Below are 14,200 nucleotides of genomic sequence, written 5' to 3'. Positions count from 1 at the left end.
TAAAAAGATGATAATTGAAGGGGATGACAACAGAATGGGTACGTCTTATGGCAACTATTTTCACAAATTCATAATAGGCGCTAATTATTGGCCAAGAAATTATGGTATTGACATGTGGAAAAGATGGAATAAGGAAGAAATCAAAAAGGAGTTTGTGGAGGCTAAATCGTTAGGACTTGATGTAATGAGGATAAATCTCTTGTGGGAGGATTTTCAGCCACAGCCTGATATTATATCAGAAGATGCTATCGGTAAGTTTGATGAACTTATAAATATATGCCATGATGTGGACATTAAAATTATCCCTACATTTTTCGTAGGGCACATGAGTGGAGAAAATTTCGATGTAAATTGGAGAAATGGCAAAAGCATATACAATGACTCTTTCATGCTAAGGCAAGAGGTAAAACTCGTCGGTTTTTTTGCGGAAAAATATAAAAATGAAGATGCGATTTTATTTTGGGATCTTTCCAACGAGCCTGACAACTATGTCAAAGCAGAGTCGAGACACGATGCATGGCTGTGGAATTATATACTGTCTAATGAGATAAAAAAATATGACAAAAATCATCCAGTAACATTGGGAATTCATCAGGCATCCCTTCTTTCTGACAATAAATTTTACCCAGAGGATTTAAGAGAAGGCAATGATTTTTTATGTATGCATGCGTATCCAATATATACCGATACATGCATTGACCCTGTGAATTCCATAAGAAGCACCTACATTGTACCATTTGCATCGAAGCTTACTAAAGCCATGGGTGGCAAAGAAGTTCTATTTGAAGAATTTGGCGCTACTACACTTATGATGTCGGAAAAAATAGAAGGTAAATACTATAAAACGGTTTTGTACAGCTTGTTTGCGAATGAAGCTTTAGGCGCAATAGCATGGTGTTTTGGTGACTTTACAGTTGGCAATAAATTGCCATACAATACCACACCTTTTGAAACGCACTTTGGAATAACATCATCTAATGATATGCCAAAACCAGCAGGTCTTGAGATAAAAGCTTTTTCAGAATTTATAAACAAGATTGAGCATGATGAATTAATTCCAAAAAGTTGCGATGCGGCCATAATTGTTCCTGATAAGTACTATAATGCATTGTTTGTAGGTGATGACTACACACCGGAAAGAAATTTCAGAATACTTCTAAATAGCTTTATACTTGCAAAAGAAGCTGGTATAGATGTAGAGATGGTAAAAGCTTCTGATATTGATTTTAGCAAATACAAAATGTTGATACTTCCATCGGCGTATAGGAAGGGACATCTAACACATGATCAGTGGATGAGGATAGTTGACTATGTAAAAAGCGGTGGTACATTATATGCATCTTACGATGGAATTGCAGTTGAAGGCTTTGACGAAGTTTTTGGCATTGAAACTCAGTATTCAATGGTGCCTAAGGATAATACTGTTTCAATTTATATAGAAGACAGAAAAATTAAGTTAAATTATAGCACGCTTAAATTTAATAAGCGCTTAATCGCAAAACCTACTACATGCAGTACAATTGGTTACGACAATGAAGGGAATCCTGCAGTAGTCGTAAATAAATTGGGCAAAGGTAATGCAGTCCTTGTGACGTATCCTGTTGAGCTGTATTTAAGCTACATGCCGGACGTGTATAAAGCCGATAAAACTTATGAAATATACAAATTGGCGAAAAAATTATCGAGTATAAATCCAAAGATAGAAGCAGGTTCTCCATTCGTGGAAGTAAAGGAATTTGAATATAAAGGTGAAAAACTGATTTTATTTATCAATCACGAAGATATTGATGTCAAGATTGATGCGAATATTTCTGGAAAAGTGAAAGATATAATAAGCAATGAAGAATTTGATTTAGAAAATTTCGTGTTAAAAGCCGATGAAGCAGTTGCATTTTTGATGTAGAGAGGGGTATTATAATGTTTAGGCTAAGGAGGCTTACAGATAAACCAATATTGTCGCCTATAAAAGAACATGAATGGGAAAAAAAAGCAGTATTCAATGCCGCTGTTGTATATGAAGATCACAAGTTTCACCTTTTTTACAGAGCTTCTAACAATGGATTTGTATTAAACACAGAAAAGCCAGAAGAAGAAAATAAATTTGTATCGTCTATAGGCTGTGCCGTAAGCGACGATGGAATTAATTTTGAGAGATTTGACAAACCTATTATGGTAGGTGAGACAAAACAAGAAGAATGGGGTGTTGAAGATCCGAGGATAACAAAGATTGATGATAAATATTACATGCTTTATACAGGTTTTGGAGGAAAAAGTTGGGACAATTTTAGGATATGCATGGCTACATCTTATGACTTAAAAAACTGGGAAGGGCACAGAATAGTCCTTGATGAGCCAAACAAAGATGCAGCGCTTTTGCCTGAAAAAATAAATGGCAACTACGTCATGTTTCACAGGAGAGAACCTGATATTTGGATAGCTTATTCAGATGATTTGATAAACTGGACTAATCATAAGATAATAATGAGACCAATTGAAGATACATGGGAATCTAAGAAAATCGGCATAGCTGGGCCTCCTATAAAAAGAGATGACGGATGGCTTCTTATCTACCATGGAGTTGATAAAAATAATGTGTACAGGTTAGGTGCAGCACTTTTAGATTTAAAAGATCCTTCAAAAGTTGTAGCAAGGCAGAAACAACCTATTTTAGAGCCAGAGCTTGAATGGGAAAAAGAAGGTCTTGTGCCAAACGTGGTTTTTAGCTGTGGTGCAGTTGAGGCAAATGGATTGTACTACGTCTATTACGGTGGTGCAGATACACACATAGGTGTTGCGGTAGTGGAAAAAAATAAAATATCGTTTTAAGGAGTGGATAAATTGATAAAGCTAAAAAGGCTAAGCGACAAACCAATTTTAGAGCCAGTGACAGAGCATGAATGGGAGAGAAAAGCTGTATTTAACTGTTCTGCCATATACGACAATGGATTGTTTCACCTTATATACAGAGCGACAGATTTAGGACCACACAAAAGATACGGCAAATATATATCAAGGTTAGGTTATGCTGTAAGCAAAGACGGAATCAACTTTATGAGGCTTGATAAGCCTGTATTAAGTAATGATGTAGAGCAAGAGCTAAGAGGATGTGAGGATCCGAGGATAGTCAAGATTGACGATACGTACTACATGATGTACACAGGCTTTGGAGATAGGACAGATGATGACTACAGAATATGCCTTGCAACTTCAAAAAATTTAATAAATTGGGAGAGAAAAGGTGTCGTATTGGATGAGCCAAACAAAGATGCTGCACTTTTTCCGGAAAAGATAAATGGCAATTATGTGATGTTTCACAGAAGGTATCCTGATATATGGATAGCATATTCTGAGGATTTGAAGACATGGTTTGGACATAAATCAATAATAAAACCTATCAAGGGTACTTGGGAAAGCTCAAGGGTAGGTGTGGCTGGACCGCCTATTAGGACAAAAGATGGATGGTTTCTCATTTACCATGCTGCAGATGACGACAATGTCTATAGGTTAGGTGCAGCGCTTCTCGACATAAACGATCCATCCATAGTCTTAGCAAGGCAAAAGGAGCCAATTTTGGAACCTGAGCTTGAATGGGAAAAGAATGGCTTCATATCTAACGTTGTATTTAGCTGTGGCAACGCAGTAAGAGGTGACGATATATTCGTCTATTACGGTGGTGCAGACACTGTAATAGGTGTAGCATATATAAATATGAATGACATAAACTTTGATTAAAAATAAACCCCTTCACACCAAAAGAGTATATGTGATGTGAAGGGGTTTATTTTAAAGCTTCACACTGAAAGACTGAATTTTTCACTGCAAAAAAATTATATCTAATTTGCATATCATAAAATTTATCATTGTGCCAATTATAGACAAACGATATTAACAGTTATATAATATAGTATATTGTTTTATCTACTTAAACTTTTAGGGGGCATTAATCATGTGGAAGCTTTATGCAATATTGTCTGCTTTATTTGCGGCACTGACATCTATCTTGGCAAAAATCGGCATAAAGGGTGTGGATTCAAACCTTGCAACAGCGATACGCACAAGCGTCATCATATTTTTATCATGGGGTATTGTTTTTGCCACAGGTGTGCAAAGTGGCATGAAAGCATTGACACGGCAAAATTGGCTTTTCTTGATTTTGTCAGGTCTTGCTACAGGCCTTTCATGGCTTTTTTATTATAAAGCCATAGCTTTAGGGGATGTTTCAAAAGTTGCTCCTATTGACAAGTCCAGTATAGTTATAACACTTGTCTTATCATACATAATTTTAGGCGAGCATTTTGATTTAAAGACTATAATTGCAGGGATTTTGATAACGGCAGGTACATTTGTCATGATCATGTAGCGCGTATGCCCTCACAATGCCATGTTTTGCCCTTCTTAAAATTTGTCACATAAAACGGATGACAGAAATGAAATTGTTTAAATTGAAAAGGTGTAAATGGTGTCATACAATAGAATTAGAAAAAATAATAAATTTAAGGAGGGTAAAAATCATGGACAGAAACATGGCTTTGACAAATAAAGGCGGAACTGCAAAAGCAAAACTCCAAAAGCTTGGCGGATTTTTAGCTGGAATGGTTCTTCCTAACATTGGCGCATTTATAGCATGGGGTCTTATAACAGCATTTTTCATTCCCACTGGTTGGACACCAAATGCCAACTTAGCTAAGTTGGTAGGACCTATGATAACATACTTGTTGCCTATCCTTATCGGCTACACAGGCGGTAAACTTGTTTACGATGTAAGAGGTGGCGTTGTAGGTGCTATTGCTACAGCAGGTATTGTAATAGGTTCATCGATACCAATGTTTTTAGGTGCGATGATAATGGGACCACTAGGAGGGTACCTGATTAAAAAGTTTGATGAAGCAGTGGATGGAAAGATACCGACAGGATTTGAAATGTTGGTAAACAATTTCTCGGCAGGTATATTAGGTGCAATATTAGCAATCTTAGCGTTTCTTTTCATCGATCCAGTCGTTACAGGCATATCAACAGGTTTAGGTGCAGCAGCACAATGGGTAACCGCAAAGGGAATACTTCCTTTGATAGCAATATTCATCGAACCAGGTAAAGTATTATTCTTAAACAATGCTATAAACCATGGTATATTGTCACCACTTGGCATACAGCAGGCAAAAGAAGTTGGAAAATCTATATTCTTCTTGTTAGAGACAGATCCTGGTCCAGGACTTGGCATACTCATGGCATACTGGATTTTTGGCAAAGGTACAGCAAAGCAATCAGCACCAGGTGCTGTGATTATCCACTTCTTTGGCGGCATACATGAAATATACTTCCCATATGTCTTGATGAATCCTATACTGATATTAGCTGTAATAGGTGGTGGAATGGCAGCAGATGCTACATTTGTCTTGACACACGCAGGCCTTGTCGCTACACCATCGCCAGGAAGCATCATAGCTGAAATTGCCATGACACCAAAAGGCGGACTCTTGCCAGTATTGACAGGTATAACAGTAGGTGCTGTAGTATCATTCTTAATAGCTTCTGTGTTTGTAAGAAGGGCCAGCGAGGATACAATGAGCGAAGAAAACATGGCATTTGCTAAGTCAATGGTAAGCAATCTAAAGGCGCAAAGCAAAGGACAAGCTCCTGTATCAAATATTACAAAAGCAGAACCTAAATTAATAGTATTTGCTTGTGATGCAGGCATGGGCTCATCTGCCATGGGCGAATCAATACTCAAAAAGAAACTTAAAGATGCTGGTCTTGATATAGCCGTTAGACACTCTGCAGTAAACCAGATACCAAAAGAGGCTGACATAGTATTTACACAGGAAAGCTTGGCAGAAAGAGCATCACAGGTGGCACCATCAGCACAAATAGTGAAAGTAAATAATTTCCTTGATGGCAAAGTGTACGACGAGTTTATTTCGACGATTAAGAAGAAATAATAAAAACGGTGAATGATGATATGAAGGATTTAAGCGATCGCCAAAAATTCATAATTAAATCTTTAATAGAGAAAGGTCCTTTAGGCATAGAGGACCTTTCCAAATTAATGAATATAAGCAAAAGGACTATCGACAGAGAAGTCCATGAGGCCAATAAGATTTTGAAGAATTACCGCTGTGTTATTACTGAAAATGAGTCAAAATACGAAATACACGGTGGAAATGAAAGCCTAAATGAGATAATTAAGGAAATAGGCCCTATATCGTATGGCAGCATATTAAGCCAAGAGCAGAGGCAGATATATATGACCCTCAGTATGCTTTTATCAAAAGAGCCATTAAAATCGACTTATTTTAGTTACCTTTTCAATGTATCAGAAGGCACAATAAGCATGTACCTTGACAAAATAGAGATATGGCTTAAAGTGAGAAACTTAGAGCTTATAAGGAAAAGAGGCATAGGCATAAAAGTTGAGGGTACGGAGATAGACAAGAGAAAAGCGGTAATAGAGCTTATGTATAGTTATCTGCCATTGGATGAAATGCTTATGTACGTATACGGCGACAAGCAGGATAAATTCATCACAGAGTTTTTTAATAATATATTTAGCAGTGAAATAATAGATACTGCCAAAAGATTGGTGAAGCTTATTAATGAGACAGTCGTAAAGATAAACGACGACAACAATTATTTTGCTTTGTTTTTGCATGTGGCGACAGCTATATATAGATATATGCAAGACGAAAGCATAAAGCTAAACAAAGACATTGTAGATGATATACTGTCGTCGGAACAGTTTAGCTTTATCTATAAAGTAGATGAGATAATGAAAGAACATGGCATAAATCTAACCGATGATGAGCTGGCGTATCTGGCAATACACCTAAATGGCAAAAAGTACATTTACAAGAAGGAAGGTTTCATTGAGCTTGGAATTACATTAGACGATCTTTCAAAAGAGCTTATCGAAGAAGTCGCAAAGATATTGAAGACAGAGATAAAATGCGATGATAAGATTATATACGGTTTGTCGCAGCACATAGAGACACTTATTTACAGGCTTAGTATGGGCCTTCAGTCCAGAAATACTTTGATAGATCAAATAAAAGAGTATTACGGCGATTTGTTTGACGCTGTAAATAAAGCTTGCAGGCTTATATTTTCAAAGTACAACATAACAGTACCTGCAGAAGAAATAGGTTATATAACGATGCACGTAGGTGCTGCTATTGAAAGGCAAAAGGCAGAAAAAAGGTTGAGGGCTTTAGTAATATGTCCTAATGGCATAGGAACTGCAAAGATACTGTCAGAGAAGTTGAAAAACGCTTTTCCAGAGATCGATTCTATAGAAATTGGTTCGATACGCAATAAAGACGATGGGGAAAATTATGATATCATCATCTCTACAGTAAAGCTATATGAAGATGAAGATTCTTTAGACAATGTAATAACAGTATCGCCTTTTTTAACTTCTGACGATATACGAAAAATAAGAGATTTAATCGACAAGATAGGCTTCAATGAAGATGACAATTACCTTTTGCCGCTTAAATTAAATGACATAAGCAAATCAGAAAGCGAAAGCAACATAACTAACTATTTTGGTGAAACTTTGAAAAATTTAAATATAACCAAGGTAAACGCAAATAGCTTAAATGAGCTTATAGATGTAATTGTAGATGAAATATCAAAAATAGATGTTATGTCAGATAAAGATGAAGTGAAAGAGCTTATAAAAAAGCGGGAGATGATGGGCAATACAGTCATACCAGGCACAAGGATTGCTCTTTTACACACAAGAAGCGACAAGATGTATCTTCCATACATTGGCATATACAGATTAAGTAGTCCGCTTAAAATGAGAAGCATAGGATTTTCCTATGAGGAAGTTGATACGATTCTTGTCATGCTGGCAAGGAAGAAAGAGGATAACACCATACTGGAAATGCTGGGTGAGATAAGCATTGCCCTTGTAGAAAATGACGATTTCAAAGATGCCTTAAAATATGGTAATATTGATGATGTAAAAAATATTATTATTAACGTATTAAAAAAGTATTAGGAGGATTATTACAATGAACAGTGAAATCTTAAATGAAAATAACATCGTATTGAATGAAGCTTCAGAGCCTAAATTTGACGCTATTAAAAGAGCTGGAAAACTATTAGTTGATAGAGGATATGTTGAAAAAGAATATATTGAGGGCATGATAGAGAGAGAAAATGACGTCACAACCTACATTGGCAATGGCATAGCAATTCCACACGGTGTATCCGAGTATGTGAAATATATAAAGAAATCGGGAATAGTTGTGATACAGTACCCAGATGGAGTGGATTTTGGCGATGGCAATATGGCATACGTTGTTATAGGCATTGCCGGCAAAGATGATGAACATTTGGAGATACTGTCAAACATCGCCTTAACATGCCAGTATGAAGAAAATGTAAAAAGGTTGAGAGATGCAAAGTCGCCACAGGAAATAATCCAAATATTTAAAGAAGGTGGAGAATGATGAAAAAAGCTGTGCACTTTGGGGCAGGAAATATAGGCAGAGGATTTATAGGGAGTTTACTATATAAATCAGGATACGACATATACTTTGTGGATGTATTTAAAGAGTTGGTGGACAACATCAACAAGTTTAAAAGTTACAATATATTCATATTGGGAAATGACATAAAGAGAGAAGTGGTAGATGGGGTAAAAGCCATTCACATAGACGATGAAGAAAATCTATTGAAAGCCATTGAAGATGCAGATGTAATAACAACATCTGTAGGCGTCAACAATCTTTACGGCATAGGTGAAAAATTGGCGTATTATCTTGAAAAAAGATTTGAGAAAAATGATTTGCCACTTGACATAATGGCTTGTGAAAATGCTTTGTTTGCTACGAATATATTAAAAGATAGCATTTACAAGAATTCCAGTGAAACTTTAAAAAAATATTTAGATGAAAAAGTCGGTTTTCCAAATACTGCTGTAGACAGAATAGTGCCTAATGTAGACATCGAGAAAGAGACTCCTATAGACGTGGCAGTAGAGGAATTTTTTGAGTGGGACATTGAGAAAGATGCTGTAAAAGGCGACTTTGATATAAAAGGCTGTGAGCTTGTTGATGACTTAGAACCATATATAGAGAGAAAGCTTTTCCTTCTAAACGGTTCACATGCCACGACAGCATATCTGGGCTACTTAAAAGGGTATAAGTACATTCACGAAGCAATATTGGACGAAACGATAGATAAAATAGTGAGAAACCTTCAATTAGAGGCTTCTTTTGGGCTTAACAATAAGCACAAGATAGGGATGGATAAGTTAAAAGAGTACTCAGACAAAGTCATTGAGAGGTTTAAGAATCCTCATTTAAAAGATGAAGTTGTAAGAGTAGGCAGAGATCCAGTTAGGAAACTTTCAAATGGTGACAGGCTTGTATCCCCTGCAAAGTTAAGCTTTGAAACAGGCTTGATGCCTGAAAACATACTTTACGGCATAGCTGCAGGGTTTGCATTTGACTACAAAGACGATCCAAAAGCTATGGAAATACAAGAAAGCATAAGCAATTTAGGAATTGAGGAGACAGTGAAGAAAGTGACAGGGCTTGATGAAACAATCCTTATAGATAAGATAGTAAAGAAGTACAAAGAACTTAAATCCGGCAAGATAAAATAAACTTTTTAGCCATAGTCTTAAACCTTAATTGTATGGTTTAAGACCATGGCTTTTATTGTATTGCATCAACTAAAAACATCTTTCAAACCTATAGATAGATCATCAAATATAGAAACTTTGACAGTATCCTCTTCAGTGTAAATTTCGGGTCTGCCATATCTATTATTTTCCTGCAATACAAATACATTGACTATTTTAAGATCGGGCTCTATTATCCAATACTCCTTTACTCCATATTTTTCATACAAATTAAACTTTTCCACTCTATCCTTTCTTGCGGTTGAAGGAGACGTTATTTCGACAATCAAATCGGGAGCACCTTTGCATCCTTCATTGTCAAGCTTCGATTTATCGCACACAACCACGATATCAGGTTCTACAACGGTTTTGATATCTTTTTCGCTTTTTTCAGCAAATTTTACTCCAAAAGGCGCGCAGAATGCTTCACATTTTTTACCTTTTAAGTATACTGAAAAAATTGTAAATATTTCTCTTAATACTCTTTGATGTATTGTTGATGGAGGAGCCATCAAATAAATCTGTCCATCGATTAGCTCAATTCTTTGATTATCTGGCCAGTTTAAGTAATCATCATAAGTGTATACTTCTTTTTTATCAGGTAATCCCATAATTGACACCTCTTTATTATCTTTATCAAGATAGAAATTGTCTATGTATTCATGAAAATTTTCTCTCATTAACTTCATTGTACCATGCGTATATTGTGCATGCAATATATGATATAATATATCCGTACATTTTATGCCATTTGATATGGCATATTTTTTGCATTATTTTGTTGAGGGAGGATGATAATGTGGATGAAATTATAAAGATAATAGAAAATGAAGACAAGAAAAATCCTCTGACAGATGAAAAAATTGCTTCTATCTTAAAAATAAATAGAGAAGAAGTGACACAGTATAGACTTTTAAATAGTATACCTGATTCGTGAGAGCGGAGAAAGCCATACCTTTATGAAGATGCAAAAAAGATCTTAAGAGAGGATAAAGACATTTCGGATAGGAAGTTTACAAAGAGATTAAACGATTTAGGGTATGACATATCGAGATTTGCGGCGTCGCAGGTAAAGAAAGAAATCTTAAGTTCAGAAGTTATAGTGGCTGATAATGTAAAAGACAATGATGATGGTAAAGATGATGAGATAAGTCGAGAAAGTGATTTTATGTCTTTTAAAGAGATAATAGGATACGATGGAAGTTTAAAGACGCAGATAAGTCAAGCCAAAGCTGCCATTCTATATCCACCACATGGACTTCACACGTTAATACTGGGACCGTCTGGTGTTGGGAAAAGTCAACTGGCAGAAGCTATGTACGAATTTGCATTGGAATCAGGCAGGCTAAAGGATGGTAGCCCTTTTGTCGTTTTTAACTGTGCAGACTATGCTGACAATCCTCAGCTTTTAATGTCACAGCTTTTTGGATACGTAAAAGGAGCGTACACAGGTGCAGAGTCATCAAAAGCTGGTTTGGTAGAGAAAGCCGATGGTGGAATATTGTTTCTTGACGAGGTTCACAGACTTCCCAGTGAGGGACAAGAGATCTTGTTTTTTTTACTTGACAAAGGCAAATTCAGGAGGCTTGGCGAGACCGACAGCGAAAGAGAGGCCAACATAATGCTTATTGCAGCAACGACAGAAAATCCGGAGTCGTCACTTCTGCTTACATTTAGGCGCAGGATTCCCATGGTTATAGAGTTACCACCTATAAGTGAAAGGCCTCACAGAGAGAGATTTGAAATCATAAAGTTCTTTTTCAAAAAAGAGGCATTTAGGATAAACAAGCCCATAAAATTGAGGCCAGACGCTCTTAGAGCTCTAATGCTTTATGATTGCCCAGGCAATATAGGCCAAATGAGAAGCGACATACAAGTAGCATGTGCAAGAGGTTTCTTAAAGACTTTAGATAATAGGGATGGCGAAATAACGATAAACCTTGCCGATTTGCCAAACCATGTAAGAATGGGACTTTTAAAGGTCAGCAAAAGAGAACCTTATATAGAAGAATACGCAGATAAAGATGTCATAATATATCCAAACAAGGTGAGCAAATTGCTGCCTAAAGAAGATAGGTACATTTTGCCAGATGAAATATACCAGTTTATAGAGGATAGATTTACTGAGCTAAAGAACGATGGGTTAAAAACTGACGAAATCTACAAGATCGTTGGAAATCAAGTAGAATCAGAGCTTAAAAAATTTGCCAACGATATACGAACAAAAAATTTTGTTTCAAAAAAAGAATTAAAGGAAATCGTAGGCGAAAAAATATTGTACGCCGTTGAAGAGGCTATAGACATAGCAAAAGAAAATTACAATAATATAAAAGACAACCTTTTTTACGCACTGGCTATTCATCTAAGCGCGGCTTATGAAAGGGTAAAAAGCGGGAAACCCATATTTAACCCACAGCTTGAAAGCGTCAAAAGCGAGTACATGAGGGAATACGTTGTAGCAAAAAAGATGGTTGACAGAATCAATAAAATATTGGATATTGAGCTTACAGACGATGAGGTTGGTTTTGTAGCCATGTACTTGAGAACATTTTCAGCCAGTGAAAGCGGAAACAAAGGGAATGTGGCTGTTATAGTATTAACACATGGACATGTGGCCTGTGGCATGGCAGATGTGGCAAACAAGCTTTTAGGCGTAAATATAGCACATGGAATAGAGATGGCACTTGATGAAAGCCCAGAAGATGCCCTTTTGCGTACAATTGAAGTCGTGAAAAAGGTGAATGAAGGGAAAGGCTGCATAATACTTGTCGACATGGGATCACTCATCACTTTTGGCGAGATCATAACAAAAAGGACGGGCATTCCTACAAGGACCATTGGAAGGGTAGACACTGTCATGGTCTTGGAAGCCGTAAGGCGAGCTATTCTGCCAGATGCCACCATTGACGAAATAGCTGATGCATTAGATGAAAATAAATCTTACGTAGGACATGTGGAAGGTGTGAAAGATTCAAACAAACTTCCGAAAGCCATAGTAACCATCTGCATAACTGGTGAGGGGACTGCGCTTAAGATAAAGAAATATATAGAGGATAAGATACCTGAGATAAAAAGTGGATTAAAGATAATACCTTTAGGTCTTTTCAGCGAAAGAGAACTTGATGCGGAAATAAATAAGATAAGGAGCAAAAACAATATTCAAGCTTTTGTGGGAACCATCGATCCTAAAATAAGTGATATCCCGTATATCTCTGTTGAGGAAATAATGAATGGGGAAGGGCTAAAAAGGTTAAAGAAACTAGTAAACATAGATGTTGTGGAAGAAAGCCGCCTAAAAGAAGTATTAGACGATGATCTAATATTATTTGATGTTGATGTATCAATGAAAAGCGATATTATAGACAAAATGGTGTATATGCTTGAGGAGAGAGGATACGTTGATGAAAAATTCATACTAAGCGTATATAAACGAGAATCGATGGGTGCTACATGGATGAAAGGGGGAGTTGCGATACCACATGGCGACACAAAATATGTCACAAAACCTGCCATAGCCATAGCAAAGTTGAAAGAACCCATCTATTGGGAAGGAGATTTTAAAACAGACTTAATTTTTATGTTGGCTTTGAAAGAAGATGCTAAAGATTACATGCTTGATTTGTATAAAGTCTTATCGAATGGAAAAATATTAAAAGACCTAAAAGAAGCCAAAAGTAAGGAAGAAATAAAAGAAATAATCATGAGAAATACAATACCGTCCAATTGATTGGCACGGTATTTGCATTATATAAATGTGTAAACAATGAGGAGGTAGATTATATGAAGATATCGGAGTTTTTCAACAAAGAATTAATTATTACAAATTTTGAAGCCAAAAGTCAAGACGATGTATTTGATGTGCTTTACAAAAAACTATTTGAAAACGGATATGTTAAAGAGACATATTTGGAAGCAGTAAAAAAGAGAGAAAAAGTTTTTCCAACAGGTTTGCTTTTAAATAAGTACAATGTTGCGATACCACATACAGATCCAGAACATGTAATAAAACCTGCGATAGCAGTCGCAACACTGAAAAAACCAGTTATCTTCAAAAACATGGCAAATCCGTTGGAAGATGTTTTAGTAAATATAATCTTTATGATTGCTTTAAACGAATCTCACAGTCAAGTTGAAATGCTGCAGCAACTAATTCAACTGATACAAGATGATTCATTACTGGAGAAGATCATTGGTGAAGATGGGGGTGATGAAATTATTGAGATCATAAAAAATTGTACTTTAAATGATGAAACTGTTTAAAATATTGAAAGGAGAATGAATATGACAAGAAAGACTGTTATAGTGGCATGTGGAACAGGAATTGCTACATCAACTGTCGTTGCGGAGAAAATAACGGAAGCATGTAAAAAAGAAAATCTTCATGTAAACATAATCCAATGCAAAGTTACAGAGATCAAGGGATATGCAGAAAATGCGGATCTTATCGTAACTACAACGATTTTAAAAGACAATTTTGGCAAAAAAAGCATCAATGCTCTTTCCTTGATAACAGGTATAGGCGAAGAAAAAGTGCTTGAAGAGATTATCAGTGAATTGAAAAAGTGAGGT

The 14,200-nt window shown here is 36.2% G+C and carries 11 protein-coding genes and 1 pseudogene; 11 read left to right on the top strand and 1 reads right to left on the bottom strand.

The annotated features are described in order from the left end of the window. The first annotated feature begins 7 nt into the window (after positions 1-7). From ACZ42G_RS09735 to ACZ42G_RS09700, 8 genes are all read left to right on the top strand, one after another. Positions 8-1,903: a beta-galactosidase trimerization domain-containing protein gene (locus tag ACZ42G_RS09735; RefSeq protein ID WP_464850271.1), complete on the top strand. Its 1,896-nt coding sequence runs from the start codon at positions 8-10 to the stop codon at positions 1,901-1,903. A 14-nt stretch (positions 1,904-1,917) separates the two neighbouring features. Next, positions 1,918-2,826: a beta-1,2-mannobiose phosphorylase gene (locus ACZ42G_RS09730; protein WP_464850270.1), complete on the top strand. Its 909-nt coding sequence runs from the start codon at positions 1,918-1,920 to the stop codon at positions 2,824-2,826. 12 nt (positions 2,827-2,838) lie between these two features. Beyond that, entirely contained in the window at positions 2,839-3,732 is an 894-nt protein-coding gene (locus tag ACZ42G_RS09725) for a beta-1,2-mannobiose phosphorylase (RefSeq protein ID WP_464850269.1), read from the top strand. Between the two features lie 214 nt (positions 3,733-3,946). Then, positions 3,947-4,360: an EamA family transporter gene (locus ACZ42G_RS09720; RefSeq protein ID WP_464850268.1), complete on the top strand. Its 414-nt coding sequence runs from the start codon at positions 3,947-3,949 to the stop codon at positions 4,358-4,360. Positions 4,361-4,511: 151 nt separating this feature from the next. Continuing rightward, on the top strand, positions 4,512-5,936 hold the full coding sequence (locus tag ACZ42G_RS09715) for a PTS mannitol transporter subunit IICB (RefSeq protein ID WP_464850267.1): 1,425 nt from the start codon (positions 4,512-4,514) through the stop codon (positions 5,934-5,936). An 8-nt stretch (positions 5,937-5,944) separates the two neighbouring features. After that, on the top strand, positions 5,945-7,999 hold the full coding sequence (locus ACZ42G_RS09710) for a BglG family transcription antiterminator (RefSeq protein WP_464850265.1): 2,055 nt from the start codon (positions 5,945-5,947) through the stop codon (positions 7,997-7,999). A gap of 13 nt (positions 8,000-8,012) precedes the next feature. Next, positions 8,013-8,453: a PTS sugar transporter subunit IIA gene (locus ACZ42G_RS09705; RefSeq protein WP_464850263.1), complete on the top strand. Its 441-nt coding sequence runs from the start codon at positions 8,013-8,015 to the stop codon at positions 8,451-8,453. Then, positions 8,453-9,613 carry a mannitol-1-phosphate 5-dehydrogenase gene (locus ACZ42G_RS09700; protein ID WP_464850262.1) on the top strand — a complete coding sequence of 387 codons (1,161 nt, stop codon included), beginning with the start codon at positions 8,453-8,455 and terminating at the stop codon, positions 9,611-9,613. The genes ACZ42G_RS09705 and ACZ42G_RS09700 overlap by 1 nt, the downstream gene beginning before the upstream one ends. A gap of 65 nt (positions 9,614-9,678) precedes the next feature. Here the strand turns inward: ACZ42G_RS09700 and ACZ42G_RS09695 are convergent, their stop codons facing one another. Next, positions 9,679-10,242, bottom strand: coding sequence for a Uma2 family endonuclease (locus tag ACZ42G_RS09695; protein WP_464852153.1), 564 nt, complete (start codon positions 10,240-10,242; stop codon positions 9,679-9,681). Positions 10,243-10,430: 188 nt separating this feature from the next. On the opposite strand from ACZ42G_RS09695, the pseudogene ACZ42G_RS09690 reads away from it, so the two are divergent. The 3 genes and pseudogenes from ACZ42G_RS09690 (at position 10,431) to ACZ42G_RS09680 (ending at position 14,197) form a co-directional block, all read left to right on the top strand. After that, positions 10,431-13,358, top strand: a pseudogene (locus ACZ42G_RS09690) (sigma 54-interacting transcriptional regulator). Positions 13,359-13,411: 53 nt separating this feature from the next. Further along, positions 13,412-13,891, top strand: coding sequence for a PTS sugar transporter subunit IIA (locus tag ACZ42G_RS09685; RefSeq protein WP_464850261.1), 480 nt, complete (start codon positions 13,412-13,414; stop codon positions 13,889-13,891). Between the two features lie 21 nt (positions 13,892-13,912). Further along, a complete protein-coding gene (locus ACZ42G_RS09680) occupies positions 13,913-14,197 on the top strand; it encodes a PTS sugar transporter subunit IIB (RefSeq protein WP_240495873.1) in 285 nt (94 codons plus the stop codon). The last annotated feature ends 3 nt before the right edge of the window (positions 14,198-14,200 follow it).

Source organism: Thermoanaerobacterium calidifontis (assembly GCF_055381745.1).
Note: the sequence above shows the minus strand (reverse complement) of the source record. Positions and strands in the feature narration are given on the sequence as shown.